Source organism: Mammaliicoccus sp. Dog046 (genome assembly GCF_034039665.1).
Taxonomy (GTDB): Bacteria; Bacillota; Bacilli; order Staphylococcales; family Staphylococcaceae; genus Mammaliicoccus.
This window is the reverse complement of sequence record NZ_CP120131.1, coordinates 448149-465241: the sequence shown is the minus strand read 5'-3', so window position 1 is coordinate 465241 and position 17093 is coordinate 448149. Positions and strand designations below refer to the sequence as shown.

Here is a 17093-nt window from a genome sequence, read left to right as displayed (position 1 = left end):
ACTTGAAAATAAAATCAGCTCAGATTAACCTTCTTAAATGGTCAATCTGAACTGATTTTAATGATTATATTAACTTAAGTTGTCTTTTTCTTTTTAACAAACCAAATGATAAATATGATAATACCAATAGCGATAATGACATACATAAATTGTGAGTATATGTCCATATAATTTACAATTTGATGCCAATTATCTCCAACTTTTGCGCCAACGATAACGAGCACTAAATTCCAAATAAGCGTACCCAACGTTGTTAATAGTAAGAATAACCATTGATTCATACCACTCATACCTGCTGGGACCGAAATTAAACTTCGAATTAAAGGAATGAATCTACAGAAGAAGACTGTCCAAGGTCCATAACGATCAAACCATGCATCTGCTTTTCTAACATCTTCCTTAGTTAGTCTCAGATATTTTCCCCACTTCTCGATGATTCTCTCTAATCTTTCAACGTTTAATATACGACCAATCCAGTACAGAATAACTGCACCGCCAACCGACCCAATAGTTGAAGCAATGACAACACCAACGATATTCATATCTGATTTTGTTGTCATAAATCCACCGAATGTCAATATTACTTCAGAAGGTATTGGTGGAAATACATTTTCTAATAATATTAATAAAGCAATTCCATAATAGCCAAATTGCTCCATTACACTCGTAATCCAACTCTCCATGCATTTACTCCTTTAATTTATTATTTTTCTAATACCTTATTACGCACGAAACTAAACTTATAAATATAAATTATATAAAACATCTTCCTATAATTATTATACCGTAAATGTTTTACATTAGAGTCAGACTTTAGGACGATAATATTCCAATCAAAGTTTCGGATTTTCTTTGTTTATAATTTTACTTTTTTTAATCTCAATGCATTTGTTATAACACTGACAGAACTTAATGCCATTGCAGCTCCAGCAATCCAAGGTGCTAATAATCCTAGTGCTGCAATTGGTATCCCAGCTGTATTATAGCCGAATGCCCAGAATAAATTTTGTTTAATATTTTTTATAGTGGCATGACTGATTTTGATGGCTTTCGGTAATAGAAGTAATTCTCCACCTAATATCGTTACATCGGCCGCTTCAATTGCGACTTCAGTTCCTGTACCTATCGCAATACCAATATCAGCTATGGCTAAGGCTGGTGCATCATTGATACCGTCACCTACCATTGCCACTTTCTTACCGTCTTTCTGTAGTTCTTTAATTGTGTTTGCTTTTTCTTCTGGTAGCACTTCAGCAATCACATGATCAATACCAATTTGTTTTGCTATAGCTTGTGCAGTACGTTCATTATCACCAGTCAGCATAACAATATTTAATCCTTGATTTTTTAATAATCGAATCGCTTCAGGTGCACTTTCTTTAATCGTATCTGCTACAGCAATGATGCCTTTAAATTCATTATTTACAGCAATCAGCATTGCCGTTTTACCAGCTAATTCGAATTGTGATAATTGTTGTTCATATTCATGTATTTCGATATCGTTTGATGTCATTAAATTTCTATTACCGACGAGCATTTGATTTTGATCAATTGTTGCTTGAATACCTTTACCAGCTATAGCATGAAAATCATCCACTTCAAGTAACGACACGGATTGTTCTACCGCATATGCAACGATAGCTTCAGCTAATGGATGTTCAGAGCCTTTTTCAGCACTTGCTAACAATTGTAACGTTGCTTTATCTGCTGTGAAATCTGTCACTTCAGGTTTACCTTTAGTTATTGTTCCCGTTTTATCTAATACAATCGTATTTAATTGATGTGTGCGTTCTAAATGTTCTCCACCTTTAAATAAGATTCCTTGTTCAGCTGCTTTTCCTGTACCTACCATAATTGATGTTGGTGTCGCCAATCCTAAAGCGCATGGACAAGCGATAACCAATACAGCAATCGATGCGACGAGTGCACGTTCAAATTGACCAGGGTTCACCAATGTTATCCATATTATAAAAGTAAGTAACGCAAGCCCTACAACGATTGGAACAAAATACCCAGAAATAATATCTGCTAATCTTTGAATTGGTGCTTTGCTACCTTGCGCTTCTTCAACAGCTTTAACGATAGATGCAAGTGCCGTATCTGATCCTATTTTAGTTACCTTTATATAAATGTTTCCATTTTTAATGATTGTTGATCCTATGACATCTGCGTCTACGGATTTTTCAACAGGTATTGATTCGCCAGTTATCATAGATTCATCAATGGCTGCCTTACCTTTTTCAATGGTACCGTCAGTCGGAATTTTCTCTCCAGGTTTCACAATTAAGACATCCCCGACAATGACATCATTAATAGATATCATTTCTTCTTTACCATTTCGAAGCACTCTTGCTTCTTTAGCTTGCAAATTCATTAAAGAAGACAAGGCGTTGGTTGTTTGACTTTTTGCACGTTTCTCTAAATACTTTCCAAATAATATTAAAGTAATTAAGACTGCACTCGTTTCAAAATATAAATGTGGTACATAGTCAGGATTAATAACTGATTTAATTGTTTCATAAACACTATAAAAATAAGCTGCACTCGTACCAAGTGCTACAAGTACATCCATATTCGCACTTTTATTTCTTAAATTCTTATAAGCACCTACATAAAATTGCCATCCGATAATAAATTGAACCGGTGTTGCTAAAGTAAGCTGGAACCACGAATTCATTAAAATATGAGGCACATTTAAATTAAATAAGTGAACGAACATCGTTAACAAAAGCGGTACGGATAAAATGGCAGAAATGATCAACTTACGTTTCATATGTGTGATTTCTTTATGTTGATGCGAATATTTCTCTTCCATTTTCTTTTTCGATTGCGCATCGTATCCTAATTTTTTAATTTTATCAATCATTGTTTTTATATCGATTGATTCAGGATTATATTCTATATGTGCCTGTTCTGTCGTTAAATTGACTGTAGCCATTTTAATTCCATCTTGTCTATTTAATACCTTTTCAATTCGATTGGAACAAGCTGCACATGTCATACCATATACATCTAAATCGACGGATTCGCTCAATACGCCATAACCTAATTTTTCAATTTTGTTTGTTATATCATCTATATTATTTTTATCCTCATCAAATGTGACCGATGCCTTTTCAGTAGAAAGATTGACTTGAGCATCGACACCGTCCATTCTATTTAACACTTTCTCTATACGATTGGAACAAGCTGCACATGTCATGCCTGTTACCCCAACAGACATTTTTTTTGATTGACTCATTGAAACACACCACCTTATTTAGAAAATTGTTTAAGTACACGCATTAATTCTTCAATCGTTTCGTCACCTTCACCTTTTTGAATCGCATCTGTGACACAATGTTTCATATGACGTTCTGTTACAGCAAACCCGACATTTTTTAAAGCTGATTGTATGGCACTCATTTGTACAAGAATATCTACACAGTATCTATCTTCCTCAACCATACTCTGTATACCTCTTACCTGACCCTCAATACGCTTTAGTCGATTAATCACTTTTTCCTTCTCTTCATTCGTTCTAGGTGTAACTGTATGATCTTTTAAATGCTCACCCATATTCTCACGTCCTTTTTTAATTATAATATACCCCCTATAGGTATAATTCGCAAATAATGTGCTTATTTTTTTATAATCTAAGATACTGTTCGTTCGTGCATGTCCAACGAAAACATGCCCATAAAAAAATGCCGACAAAGTTTATAACTTTGTCGGCATTTTATTGTTAGGACTTTAACATTCTAACTTCTTCTTTAAATATAAGATCTATTCAACTGTAACTGATTTTGCTAAGTTACGTGGTTTATCTACGTCACAGCCTCTGTGTAACGCTGCATAATATGAAATAAGTTGTAATGTAACAACAGATACTAATGGTGATAACATTTCATGTACATGTGGAATCACATAAGTATCATTATCATGTTCTAAACCTTCCATTGAAATGATACATGGGTTCGCACCACGTGCAACAACTTCTTTCACGTTACCACGAATTGATAAGTTTACTTTTTCTTGAGTTGCTAATGCAACAATTGGAGTACCTTCTTCAATTAAAGCGATAGTACCGTGTTTTAATTCCCCACCAGCAAATCCTTCTGCTTGGATATAAGAAATTTCTTTAAGTTTTAAAGCACCTTCAAGACCAACGTAATAATCCATTGTACGTCCAATGAAGAATGCATTACGTGTAGTTTCTAAGAAGTCTTTAGCAATTTGTTCCATTTTAGGCGCATCGTCAACAATTGCAGTAATTGCTGTCGTTACTTTTGCTAATTCTGGGATAATATCTACACCAGTATCTTTATTATGTGCATTTGCAACAACTTGAGATAAGATTGCTAATACTGCAATTTGAGCTGTATAAGCTTTTGTTGAAGCAACAGCGATTTCAGGACCTGCATGTAAGATTAGCGTATGATCCGCTTCACGTGACAATGTTGATCCAGGTACGTTTGTAATCGTTAATGCTTTATGACCTAATTTTTTCGCTTCAACTAATACAGCACGGCTATCCGCAGTTTCACCTGATTGTGAAATGAAGATAAATAATGGTTTCTCAGATAATAAAGGCATATTGTAAACGAATTCTGACGCAACATGTACTTCAGTTGGTACTTGAGCCCATTTTTCAATAAATTCTTTACCTACTAATCCTGCATGATAACTTGTACCACATGCAACGATATAAATTCTATCTGCTTGTGCTACGTCATCGATAATTGCTTTATCAATTTTAAGGTTACCTGATTCATCTTGATAGTTTTGGATAATGTTACGCATTACTCCAGGTTGTTCATGAATTTCTTTTAACATGTAATGATCGTAAGTTCCTTTTTCAACATCTGAAGCATCAATTTCAGCTTTATAGCTATCTCTCTCTACTACGTTACCTTCTTGATCTTTAATAATAACTTCATCACGTTTAACAATAACAATTTCGTTATCTACTAATTCTTTATAAGTATCTGTTACAGCTAACATTGCAATTGCATCTGAAGCGATAACATTAAATCCGTCACCGATACCAACTAATAATGGTGATTTGTTTTTAGCAACATAAATAGTATCTGCATCTTGTTCATCTAATAAACCTAATGCATATGAACCATGTAATAAAGATAATACTTTATTGAATGCTTCTTCTGTTGTTAATCCTTCGTTTGAGAAGTATTCAATCAATTCAACAATTACTTCAGTATCTGTATCAGATTTAAAAGTAAGACTTCCTAAAAATTCACTTTTAAGTTGTTCATAGTTTTCAATAACACCGTTATGCACTAAAGTGAAACGACCTGATGTTGATTGATGTGGATGCGCATTTTCATAGTTAGGAACACCATGTGTTGCCCAACGTGTATGTCCGATACCAATTTGTCCATCAAAATCACTAGAAGATGCTTTACGTAATTCTGCAATTCTTCCTTTTTCTTTAAATACTTTAATTTCTTCTTCATTTCTAACAGCGATACCTGCTGAGTCATAGCCTCTATATTCTAATTTTTCTAATCCTTTAAGTAATAATTCTTTAGCATTCTCTCTACCGATATATCCTACAATTCCACACATAATTAAATACTCCTCCAATTTTAAATAAGCGGTCAGACGTTCACATGCATGTCCGGTCGCTTCTATACATTATTTTCTTCATGGCTATTTCAATGGCTTTGGACATATAGTCACCTATATGCTTTAAACATTGAACTTTCGAATGGGCCACATCCGGGATAGCATCCGCCGATAATTCGATAACTATCCTCCTCGTCAACAAAGTCACTTACATTCTTTCGACATGTATCTGAATATACACGCTTCATTAATCATGTACGTCCTTTGTTCAGGCGCTATAAGTTTCCTTATTTTGGTCAACCTCACAATCCTCCTCATTTAGACTCCCTTCATTCTACAATGAAATGGTATGTTGTGCAATTATAATACTAAATTACTCAAAAATATGTCCAAAATTTACAATTTCATTACTTAAAACTATATATTTCTTAATTAAATACAAAAAAATAGAAGAGACTGAGACATTACATTATGTCCCAATCTCTTCTAACCTTTATTATTCGATTCCCATTTCTTGTTGTACAACTTCAGCAATGCGATTAACATAGCTTTCAGCATCTTCTTCAGTCTTAGCTTCTACCATAACACGAACAAGTGGTTCTGTTCCTGAAGGTCTTACTAATATACGTCCTTCACCATTCATTTCTACTTCAACTTTAGTGATGATTTCAGATACTTTAGTATTTTCTTCAACACCGTATTTATCTGAAACGCGAACGTTTACTAATTTTTGAGGATATTTTTTCATTTTACTAGCTAAGTCACTTAAACTTTTGCCAGAACGCTTAACGATGCTTGCTAAATGTGCACCTGTTAATAAGCCATCACCAGTTGTATTATAATCCATAAGAACAATATGACCTGATTGTTCTCCACCTAAACTGTATGATCCACGTCTCATTTCTTCAACAACATATCTGTCGCCTACTTTAGTTTTATTAGATTTAATGCCTTCTTCATCTAAAGCTTTATAGAATCCTAAATTACTCATAACTGTTGATACAACCATGTTATCTTTTAATTCACCGTTTTTAGACATATCTTCAGCAAGTATATACATAATTTGGTCACCATCAACGATTTGACCCTTTTCATCAACTGCAATGATTCTGTCGCCATCGCCATCAAATGCAAGTCCTAAATCTGCACCGTGATCAACAACAGCTTGAGCTAATGATTCTGGGTGTGTTGAACCTACATTTAAATTAATGTTATAGCCGTCTGGTTTACAACCAATTGTTTCACTTGTTGCTTCTAAATCACCGAATAAATACGGTGCAAGAGAATATGTTGAACCATGTGCACCATCTAAAACAACTTTAAGTCCATCTAAGTCACCATCAACAGTTGATTTGATGTAGCTAATATATTTTTGTGCACCTTCAAAGTAATCAGAAGTATGTTTTAAGTCATTACCAGTCGGTCTTGGTAAATTATCTTCAGTAGCATCTAATAGTTGCTCAATTTCTAATTCTTCATCGTCCGTTAATTTAAATCCATCAGGACCAAAGAATTTAATACCGTTATCTGCAACTGGATTATGTGATGCACTAATCATAACACCTAAATCTGCGTCAACTTCTCTTGTTAAATATGCAACACCAGGTGTAGAAATCACACCTAATCTCATGACTTCCGCACCAATAGATGATAGTCCTGCAATTAAAGCTGATTCTAACATTTCCCCAGAAACACGTGTATCTCTTCCTACTAATACTTTCGGTTGTTCAGTACCATGCTTTTTAGATAATACATATCCACCGAATCTTCCTAATTTAAAAGCAATTTCAGGTGTTAACTCCGAATTTGCTACACCTCTTACACCGTCAGTTCCAAAATATTTGCCCATAGTAATTCTCCTTTATTTCTGTTAATTTTTAGAAATCTTAATTTTAGCTTCTACATCTTTAAATTCAGACTCATCTACGCCATCAGGTAAGTCTAAGCTTACATTCTTCGTTATATTATCATTAATGTTAGATACATCAACAGGTACATCTATAGATCCAATGCCGTCCAATACATTTCGAGGACCATAAATTTTAACTTTTGATTTATCTAAACTTATATCATCAATATTTATATCTTTTGATGTTGTACCCTTTGTAACTGGGTTTAAACTCACCGTCTTACTAGACCGTGCCACTTTAATATTCACATTCACTGTTTCAGGTCGTATTTGAACATCTAACTTATTCAAATTACTATCAAGTACACTGATGCCAGCTTTTTCTGTTGTATCATCTGTAAGTTGTTTATTTTCATCTAAAGTCGCTTTTACGTATGCAATTTTATTTAGCTCTTCCTGTCCACCAGTAATCGTTACTTGTGAAGGATTAACTGTTTCTCCAACTAATTCATATCCAGAAGCAATTCTATTTTGATTGATTTCTGCTTCTATTGGATATTTTTTGGATACCTTGTCTTGAAGTACTACGTTCGCACTCTTAGGAACCACTTTATATTTTAAATCTTTACTTAATCCTTTAATTTTAAAATTCTCTTTATACTGACCTACTGATTTGTTCTTTAAATCTAATACTACTTTAAAATCAAGTAATTTTTCAGCTTTTAATATAGTAGATTGTGGCCCAGACACTTTGACATCGACTGTCTTCGGTGCACCAGATAAGTATAACTCTTTATTATTATAAACAGTATCTACAGGTACATCCGCAATAATATGATCAGAACTATTCAAAGCGTTCTGTGAAAATAAACTTCCGAACACATTATTTACAGATAAGAACATCAGCAATGCTAGGATTAAAGCAACGAATCGCAATCCCCATTTTGATTCTAGCATCTACTTCACATCCTTTCTGTTTTGAACAGAACCGAACCAATGCTCAACTAGTAATTCTCTAAACGCTTCGCTTGATATTTCTTTTCTCAATTTACCATCAAAAGTCACTGAAATTGATCCTGTTTCTTCAGATACTATGACCGTAAATGCATCTGAAACTTCTGAAATACCTACAGCTGCTCTATGTCTTGTTCCTAAACTTTTGGATATTTTTTGACTATCAGATAATGGTAAATAACTTGCTGCAGTTGCAATCTTTTGCTCTTGAATAATCATTGCACCATCATGCAACGGTGTATTAGGTATAAATATATTCGTTAATAGTTCTTGTGAAATATCCGCATTGATTGGTATACCTGTCTCTATGTAGTCTTGTAATCCTGTTTCTTTTTCAAAGACAATCAATGCACCTATACGTCTCTTCGCCATATATTGTATTGCTTTATCGACACTATCCGTTAATCGTTCTTGATCAGCTGATGTTGCTACATTAACCCTTTTAAATAAACTACCTCTTCCTAATTGCTCTAAGGCACGTCTAAATTCGGGTTGGAATATGACAATGATTGCTAAGAAGCCCCATTGTAATACAAAATCAAATAGCAACGTTGTCGTTGTTAAATTCAAAAAATTACTTACTGTTCTACCTATTATGATGAAAAATATACCTTTTAATAATTGTATTGCTTTTGTACCTTTAACAACTGTTATGATTAAGTACAATACGTACCATACAATAATTAAATCAAGTATACCTGTGATTACCTTTATGGCACTCAACTCACCAAAAATTTCAGGTAACTGCATAGTATCTCCTCCGTGTTTCTTTTACCTAGTGATTATTATAACAATTTTTTAGTTAGATTGTTAATTTAATTATATATAAAACAAAAAAGCCTCTATAAAGAGACTTCTTATTTATATAAATTCTGTATGCATTTGTCAATTATAAAAGCTTTTCTCCGAAGAATGAACCCATTAATCCTATTGCCTGATGCGCTGTTTTATTACATTGATCAATAAGTGGATTAACTTCAACTAAGTCTGCAGAAACAATGAGTTCTGAATCATGTAACATTTCCATAGCTAAATGACTCTCCCTATATGTTGCCCCACCAGGAACTGTAGTACCTGTACCAGGTGTTTCAACTGGATCAAGCGCATCTACATCTAAAGAAAGATGAATACCATCTGTTTTATCTTTCAGATATGCGATTGTTTCAGAAATAACATGACTCATACCTAGTTTATCGATGTCAGCCATCGTATAAGTTCTAATGTCATTCTTTCTAATGAATTCTTTTTCTCCATCGTCCAAATCCCTCATTCCAATAAGGACAATATTTTCATGTTTTACTTTGTTTTTATACCCGCCAATGTTAGTTAAGGTATTATCTCCATCACCTAGTAAAACTCTTAATGGCATACCATGTATATTCCCACTAGGTGACGAATCTAATGTATTTAAGTCACCGTGTGCATCATACCAAATTACGCCTAAATTCTCATAATGTTTACTAATACCAGCTATAGATCCAATAGATAAAGAATGATCTCCTCCTAATATAAGTGGAAAGTTACCATTCTCTTTTGTTTCATTTACAGATTTATATAAATTCTCCGAAAATGAAATAACTTCATCTAAATTTCTAAGACCTTCTTGTTCGCTTTTATATTTTTTCATATCTATATTAGGAGACTCAACGTTTCCTTTATCAATTACTGTATGTCCTATATTTTCAAGTCTTTCTATTAATCCCGCATATCTTAAAGCATCAGGACCAAAGTTAACTCCTAATTTTCGTTGACCGAATGCTGTTGGTGCACCAATGATTTCTATATTTTTCTTCATGAATAAACATCCCCTTGTTTACTTTAGTAATAAACCTATTATTATTACATTCTAGTATATGTAAGCACTTGCATCAAGATTTAAGGGATTTCTTTCATATTATTACTATATCCCAAATATTTATACTTATATACATACCAATTATGCATATAATCTACTTTTTAATACAACATAAAAAAGAGAGTTGAAACAATTAATGTTTCAACTCTCTTTACTTATGAGCCATAGAGGATTCGAACCTCTGACCCTCTGATTAAAAGTCAGATGCTCTACCAACTGAGCTAATGGCTCTAAAAATGGCTGGGCTAGCTGGATTCGAACCAGCGCGTGACGGAGTCAAAGTCCGTTGCCTTACCGCTTGGCTATAGCCCAATGATGGTGGAGGGGGGCAGATTCGAACTGCCGAACCCGAAGGAGCGGATTTACAGTCCGCCGCGTTTAGCCACTTCGCTACCCCTCCAGCTTATTAAAATTAATTTATATTATATTAAATGGTGGAGAATGACGGGTTCGAACCGCCGACCCTCTGCTTGTAAGGCAGATGCTCTCCCAGCTGAGCTAATTCTCCATAATATAAATGACCCCTACGGGATTCGAACCCGTGTTACCGCCGTGAAAGGGCGGTGTCTTAACCGCTTGACCAAGGGGCCATGGCTCCACAGGTAGGACTCGAACCTACGACCGATCGGTTAACAGCCGATAGCTCTACCACTGAGCTACTGTGGAAAAATATATATTTGCCCGGCAACGTCCTACTCTCGCGGAACGTAAGTCCAACTACCATCGGCGCTAAAGAGCTTAACTTCTGTGTTCGGCATGGGAACAGGTGTGACCTCTTTGCCATCATCACCAGACAAATACTTGCTTGAGACAATCGTTTACATACTTCCTCATCACTTCTGGCTTTCGCATTCATTTACTTGAGTAAACTCATTTGTCATCCATTGTGATTCGTCGTCTATAAGCGTTTTCTCTACGCAATTATAAGAATGATATTACACATTCAAAACTAGATAGTAAGCAGATTTTACGGTATAAACCGAGTTAAAAAATTTGATTAAGTCTTCGATCGATTAGTATTCGTCAGCTACACACATTACTGCGCTTACACCCCGAACCTATTAACCTCATCATCTTTGAGGGATCTTATAACCGAAGTTGGGAAATCTCATCTTGAGGGGGGCTTCATGCTTAGATGCTTTCAGCACTTATCCCGTCCATACATAGCTACCCAGCTATGCCGCTGGCGCGACAACTGGTACACCAGAGGTATGTCCATCCCGGTCCTCTCGTACTAAGGACAGCTCCTCTCAAATTTCCTACGCCCACGACGGATAGGGACCGAACTGTCTCACGACGTTCTGAACCCAGCTCGCGTACCGCTTTAATGGGCGAACAGCCCAACCCTTGGGACCGACTACAGCCCCAGGATGCGATGAGCCGACATCGAGGTGCCAAACCTCCCCGTCGATGTGAACTCTTGGGGGAGATAAGCCTGTTATCCCCGGGGTAGCTTTTATCCGTTGAGCGATGGCCCTTCCATGCGGAACCACCGGATCACTAAGTCCGTCTTTCGACCCTGCTCGACTTGTAGGTCTCGCAGTCAAGCTCCCTTGTGCCTTTACACTCTGCGAATGATTTCCAACCATTCTGAGGGAACCTTTGAGCGCCTCCGTTACTCTTTAGGAGGCGACCGCCCCAGTCAAACTGCCCGCCTGACACTGTCTCCCACCATGATCAAATGGTGCGGGTTAGAAAGTCAACACAGCCAGGGTAGTATCCCACCAGCGCCTCCACGTAAGCTAGCGCTCACGCTTCAAAGGCTCCTACCTATCCTGTACAAGCTGTGCCAAATTTCAATATCAGGCTGCAGTAAAGCTCCACGGGGTCTTTCCGTCCTGTCGCGGGTAACCTGCATCTTCACAGGTACTATGATTTCACCGAGTCTCTCGTTGAGACAGTGCCCAAATCGTTACGCCTTTCGTGCGGGTCGGAACTTACCCGACAAGGAATTTCGCTACCTTAGGACCGTTATAGTTACGGCCGCCGTTTACTGGGGCTTCGATTCGTAGCTTCGCAGAAGCTAACCACTCCTCTTAACCTTCCAGCACCGGGCAGGCGTCAGCCCCTATACATCACCTTACGGTTTAGCAGAGACCTGTGTTTTTGATAAACAGTCGCTTGGGCCTATTCACTGCGGCTCTTCAAGGCTTTCACCCTAAAAAGCACCCCTTCTCCCGAAGTTACGGGGTCATTTTGCCGAGTTCCTTAACGAGAGTTCGCTCGCTCACCTTAGAATTCTCATCTTGACTACCTGTGTCGGTTTGCGGTACGGGCACCTATTTTCTAACTAGAGGCTTTTCTTGGCAGTGTGAAATCAACGACTCGCCGGATACATGATCCAACTCCCCATCACAACTCAACCTTACGAGTGCCGGATTTGCCTAACACTCAGTCTTATTGCTTGGACGTGCACTCCAACAGCACGCTTCGCCTATCCTACTGCGTCCCCCCATCGTTCAAACAATCATAGGTGGTACAGGAATATCTACCTGTTATCCATCGCCTACGCCTATCGGCCTCGGCTTAGGTCCCGACTAACCCAGAGCGGACGAGCCTTCCTCTGGAAACCTTAGTCAATCGGTGGATGGGATTCTCACCCATCTTTCGCTACTCACACCGGCATTCTCACTTCTAAACATTCCACATGTCCTTACGATCATGCTTCGACACGTTTAGAACGCTCTCCTACCATTATCCTTACGGATAATCCACAGCTTCGGTAATATGTTTAGCCCCGGTACATTTTCGGCGCAGTGTCACTCGACTAGTGAGCTATTACGCACTCTTTAAATGATGGCTGCTTCTAAGCCAACATCCTAGTTGTCTGGGCAACGCCACATCCTTTTCCACTTAACATATATTTTGGGACCTTAGCTGGTGGTCTGGGCTGTTTCCCTTTCGACTACGGACCTTATCACCCATAGTCTGACTCCCAAGTTAAATTATTTGGCATTCGGAGTTTGTCTGAATTCGGTAACCCTAGAGGGGCCCCTCGTCCAAACAGTGCTCTACCTCCAATAATCATCACTTGAGGCTAGCCCTAAAGCTATTTCGGAGAGAACCAGCTATCTCCAAGTTCGATTGGAATTTCTCCGCTACCCACACCTCATCCGCTCACTTTTCAACGTAAGTCGGTTCGGTCCTCCATTCAGTGTTACCTGAACTTCAACCTGGACATGGGTAGATCACTTGGTTTCGGGTCTACGACCAGATACTCATTCGCCCTATTCAGACTCGCTTTCGCTACGGCTCCACATTTACTGCTTAACCTTGCATCAAATCGTAACTCGCCGGTTCATTCTACAAAAGGCACGCCATCACCCATTAACGGGCTCTGACTATTTGTAAGCACACGGTTTCAGGTTCTATTTCACTCCCCTTCCGGGGTGCTTTTCACCTTTCCCTCACGGTACTGGTTCACTATCGGTCACTAGAGAGTATTTAGCCTTGGGAGATGGTCCTCCCGGATTCCGACGGAATTTCACGTGTTCCGCCGTACTCAGGATCCACTCAGGAGAGAAATAACTTTCGACTACAGGACTTTTACCTTCTATGGTTGGCTTTTCCAAAGCCATTCGTCTAATTATTTCCTTTGTAACTCCGTATTGAGTGTCCTACAACCCCAACAAGCAAGCTTGTTGGTTTGGGCTCTTCCCGTTTCGCTCGCCGCTACTCAGGGAATCGAGTTTTCTTTCTCTTCCTCCGGGTACTAAGATGTTTCAGTTCTCCGGGTGTGCCTTCTCACATACTATGTATTCATATGCGGATAACATGACATAACTCATGCTGGGTTTCCCCATTCGGAAATCTCTGGATCAAAGCGTACTTACAGCTCCCCAAAGCATATCGTCGTTAGTAACGTCCTTCGTCGGCTTCTAGTGCCAAGGCATCCACCGTGCGCCCTTAATAACTTAATCTAATATTTCCTTATACATCACTGTTTAAGAAAATAAATGTTATTAATCTGTGATGTCGTCTAAAAAGACGACGCGCGATTATTAAGCTTGAATTTCGTTAGAAATTCACTCGGTTTTTTTGCTTGGTAAAATCTATTTGCTTACTTATCTAGTTTTCAATGTGCAATGTGAATGTTAAATAAACATTCAAAACTGAATACAATATGTCTACGCTATTCCATGACCTAATGGTCATTCCGTAATATCCTTAGAAAGGAGGTGATCCAGCCGCACCTTCCGATACGGCTACCTTGTTACGACTTCACCCCAATCATTTGTCCCACCTTCGACGGCTAGCTCCTAATAAAAGGTTACTCCACCGGCTTCGGGTGTTACAAACTCTCGTGGTGTGACGGGCGGTGTGTACAAGACCCGGGAACGTATTCACCGTAGCATGCTGATCTACGATTACTAGCGATTCCAGCTTCATGTAGTCGAGTTGCAGACTACAATCCGAACTGAGAATAATTTTATGGGATTTGCTTGGCCTCGCGGATTCGCTGCCCTTTGTATTATCCATTGTAGCACGTGTGTAGCCCAAATCATAAGGGGCATGATGATTTGACGTCATCCCCACCTTCCTCCGGTTTGTCACCGGCAGTCAACCTAGAGTGCCCAACTTAATGATGGCAACTAAGCTTAAGGGTTGCGCTCGTTGCGGGACTTAACCCAACATCTCACGACACGAGCTGACGACAACCATGCACCACCTGTCACTTTGTCCCCCGAAGGGGAAAACTCTATCTCTAGAGCGATCAAAGGATGTCAAGATTTGGTAAGGTTCTTCGCGTTGCTTCGAATTAAACCACATGCTCCACCGCTTGTGCGGGTCCCCGTCAATTCCTTTGAGTTTCAACCTTGCGGTCGTACTCCCCAGGCGGAGTGCTTAATGCGTTAGCTGCAGCACTAAGGGGCGGAAACCCCCTAACACTTAGCACTCATCGTTTACGGCGTGGACTACCAGGGTATCTAATCCTGTTTGATCCCCACGCTTTCGCACCTCAGCGTCAGTTACAGACCAGAGAGCCGCCTTCGCCACTGGTGTTCCTCCATATCTCTGCGCATTTCACCGCTACACATGGAATTCCACTCTCCTCTTCTGCACTCAAGTTCCCCAGTTTCCAATGACCCTCCACGGTTGAGCCGTGGGCTTTCACATCAGACTTAAGAAACCGCCTACGCGCGCTTTACGCCCAATAATTCCGGATAACGCTTGCCACCTACGTATTACCGCGGCTGCTGGCACGTAGTTAGCCGTGGCTTTCTGGTTAGGTACCGTCAAGACTTGTTCAGTTACTAACAAATTTGTTCTTCCCTAACAACAGAGTTTTACGATCCGAAAACCTTCATCACTCACGCGGCGTTGCTCCGTCAGGCTTTCGCCCATTGCGGAAGATTCCCTACTGCTGCCTCCCGTAGGAGTCTGGACCGTGTCTCAGTTCCAGTGTGGCCGATCACCCTCTCAGGTCGGCTACGTATCGTCGCCTTGGTAAGCCATTACCTTACCAACTAGCTAATACGGCGCGGGTCCATCTATAAGTGACAGCCGAAGCCGCCTTTCACTATTGAACCATGCGGTTCAAAATATTATCAGGTATTAGCCCCGGTTTCCCGGAGTTATCCCAGTCTTATAGGTAGGTTACCCACGTGTTACTCACCCGTCCGCCGCTAACATCAGAGAAGCAAGCTTCTCATCTGTTCGCTCGACTTGCATGTATTAGGCACGCCGCCAGCGTTCATCCTGAGCCAGGATCAAACTCTCCATAAAAGAAGTAAGCTTGATTAGCTCTTTTTGATTGGTTAAGCCAATCACTCTTGAAGTACTAATAGTACTCAAATTATTGGAATTAACGTTGACATATTGTCATTCAGTTTTCAATGTTCATTCATCAAATGTCTAAACAATATTGTACTATAAAGTAGTTATTGTTTTCAACTGATTTCTTTACTTGTTTTTAACACGTTTATAAATATATAACATTTATTACGTATTAACAAGAGTCAATTTTACACTTTTAACAAAAAGTTTATTTTGTTGTTTGTGTGTTTGCTCTGTCGTTTTGACGACTTTTATATAATATCAAGTGGCATTCTAAAAGTCAATAATGTTTCTCATCTTTTTTTACAAAAAATTAAAAAACACAAGATTAAGTTGTAATAAACCCTTAAACTTGTGTTTTTCATCATTTCTAGCATGCTTTTCTGCTAGTTTTGTTGTTTCGTCTTTTTCATTTTTCTTTCTTCAAGTGATAATGCATTGAATTTTGGTAGTGTTATTAATTGATATGCGTTACATAATAGTAGTCCAAATATCGTTAAATAGATCCAACTTGTATCTTCAACTCTTAAAAAAGGTATTAATTCTACAGTTGTCATTACTATCATAAAGAACATTGATGGAATCCAAAGATTTTTATCTGATTGCTTATTTTTAATATTACTAATGATAAGTGCAAAAATAATAACAAGAATTGGTAGCCAAATAAATGTAAGGATTTGATTTGCATTACCAAATCTCAAAAATCTAAAATAAACAAGATCAAATATAGCAAAGATTGTTATAACAATTTGTACATGTGGCCATATCTTTCCAAATATACCGATTCCTAATTGATTAATAAATAAATAGATGAAATATGCTAATTGGCTAATCGTAGCAACAAGTAGTCCAACGACCATAAACCATACTGAAGCTGCAAGGAAATTCCCAATATCTCCATCTAATAAATACTTTGTCACTTTATCATAAGCAAATATTAATGAGGCTACATATGTAACAACTACACCGATAAGTAACGTGTTTCTATAAAATTGAATTAAATATTTTAAGGTCACCAGTTTACCTCCG

General features: G+C 38.2%; 9 protein-coding genes, 6 tRNA genes and 3 rRNA genes. All 18 read right to left on the bottom strand.

Going from position 1 to position 17093, the window contains the following annotated elements; all coding sequences use genetic code 11:
• Window positions 1-74: 74 nt before the first annotated feature.
• Window positions 75-683, bottom strand: a complete 609-nt coding sequence (locus P3U32_RS02185; protein ID WP_323703970.1) for a DedA family protein — start codon at window positions 681-683, stop codon at window positions 75-77.
• A gap of 173 nt (window positions 684-856) precedes the next feature.
• Window positions 857-3241 (bottom strand): heavy metal translocating P-type ATPase, encoded by a 2385-nt coding sequence (locus tag P3U32_RS02180; protein WP_323703969.1) that lies wholly within the window; start codon window positions 3239-3241, stop codon window positions 857-859.
• A gap of 14 nt (window positions 3242-3255) precedes the next feature.
• Window positions 3256-3558: a metal-sensing transcriptional repressor gene (locus P3U32_RS02175; protein ID WP_323703968.1), complete on the bottom strand. Its 303-nt coding sequence runs from the start codon at window positions 3556-3558 to the stop codon at window positions 3256-3258.
• 207 nt (window positions 3559-3765) lie between these two features.
• Window positions 3766-5568, bottom strand: a complete 1803-nt coding sequence (glmS, locus tag P3U32_RS02170; protein WP_323703967.1) for a glutamine--fructose-6-phosphate transaminase (isomerizing) — start codon at window positions 5566-5568, stop codon at window positions 3766-3768.
• A 496-nt stretch (window positions 5569-6064) separates the two neighbouring features.
• Window positions 6065-7417 carry a phosphoglucosamine mutase gene (gene glmM, locus P3U32_RS02165; protein WP_323703966.1) on the bottom strand — a complete coding sequence of 451 codons (1353 nt, stop codon included), beginning with the start codon at window positions 7415-7417 and terminating at the stop codon, window positions 6065-6067.
• Window positions 7418-7438: 21 nt separating this feature from the next.
• Window positions 7439-8374 carry a CdaR family protein gene (locus P3U32_RS02160; protein ID WP_323703965.1) on the bottom strand — a complete coding sequence of 312 codons (936 nt, stop codon included), beginning with the start codon at window positions 8372-8374 and terminating at the stop codon, window positions 7439-7441.
• Window positions 8375-9181, bottom strand: coding sequence for a diadenylate cyclase CdaA (cdaA, locus tag P3U32_RS02155; protein ID WP_323703964.1), 807 nt, complete (start codon window positions 9179-9181; stop codon window positions 8375-8377).
• Between the two features lie 139 nt (window positions 9182-9320).
• On the bottom strand, window positions 9321-10226 hold the full coding sequence (rocF, locus tag P3U32_RS02150) for an arginase (protein ID WP_323703963.1): 906 nt from the start codon (window positions 10224-10226) through the stop codon (window positions 9321-9323).
• A gap of 218 nt (window positions 10227-10444) precedes the next feature.
• A tRNA-Lys gene (locus P3U32_RS02145) sits at window positions 10445-10517 on the bottom strand.
• A gap of 6 nt (window positions 10518-10523) precedes the next feature.
• Window positions 10524-10598, bottom strand: a tRNA-Gln gene (locus P3U32_RS02140).
• 4 nt (window positions 10599-10602) lie between these two features.
• A tRNA-Tyr gene (locus P3U32_RS02135) sits at window positions 10603-10686 on the bottom strand.
• Between the two features lie 32 nt (window positions 10687-10718).
• Window positions 10719-10794: transfer RNA gene (locus P3U32_RS02130), tRNA-Val, on the bottom strand.
• A 10-nt stretch (window positions 10795-10804) separates the two neighbouring features.
• Window positions 10805-10876 (bottom strand) — tRNA-Glu (locus P3U32_RS02125).
• Between the two features lies 1 nt (window position 10877).
• Window positions 10878-10952: transfer RNA gene (locus tag P3U32_RS02120), tRNA-Asn, on the bottom strand.
• Between the two features lie 13 nt (window positions 10953-10965).
• Window positions 10966-11080, bottom strand: a 5S ribosomal RNA gene (gene rrf, locus P3U32_RS02115).
• A gap of 199 nt (window positions 11081-11279) precedes the next feature.
• A 23S ribosomal RNA gene (locus tag P3U32_RS02110) occupies window positions 11280-14206 on the bottom strand.
• A gap of 251 nt (window positions 14207-14457) precedes the next feature.
• Window positions 14458-16013, bottom strand: a 16S ribosomal RNA gene (locus tag P3U32_RS02105).
• The 16S, 23S and 5S rRNA genes sit together here with 6 tRNA genes alongside, the layout of an rRNA operon.
• A gap of 437 nt (window positions 16014-16450) precedes the next feature.
• Window positions 16451-17080, bottom strand: coding sequence for a KinB-signaling pathway activation protein (locus P3U32_RS02100; RefSeq protein ID WP_323703962.1), 630 nt, complete (start codon window positions 17078-17080; stop codon window positions 16451-16453).
• Window positions 17081-17093 lie beyond the last annotated feature (13 nt).

Coding starts and splice junctions, on each gene's coding strand:
- glmM (WP_323703966.1), bottom strand. CDS start 7,417: ATGGGCAAATATTTTGGAACTGACGGTGTAAGAGGTGTAGCAAATTCG.
- P3U32_RS02175 (WP_323703968.1), bottom strand. CDS start 3,558: ATGGGTGAGCATTTAAAAGATCATACAGTTACACCTAGAACGAATGAA.
- P3U32_RS02185 (WP_323703970.1), bottom strand. CDS start 683: ATGGAGAGTTGGATTACGAGTGTAATGGAGCAATTTGGCTATTATGGA.
- P3U32_RS02160 (WP_323703965.1), bottom strand. CDS start 8,374: ATGCTAGAATCAAAATGGGGATTGCGATTCGTTGCTTTAATCCTAGCA.
- rocF (WP_323703963.1), bottom strand. CDS start 10,226: ATGAAGAAAAATATAGAAATCATTGGTGCACCAACAGCATTCGGTCAA.
- P3U32_RS02180 (WP_323703969.1), bottom strand. CDS start 3,241: ATGAGTCAATCAAAAAAAATGTCTGTTGGGGTAACAGGCATGACATGT.
- cdaA (WP_323703964.1), bottom strand. CDS start 9,181: ATGCAGTTACCTGAAATTTTTGGTGAGTTGAGTGCCATAAAGGTAATC.
- glmS (WP_323703967.1), bottom strand. CDS start 5,568: ATGTGTGGAATTGTAGGATATATCGGTAGAGAGAATGCTAAAGAATTA.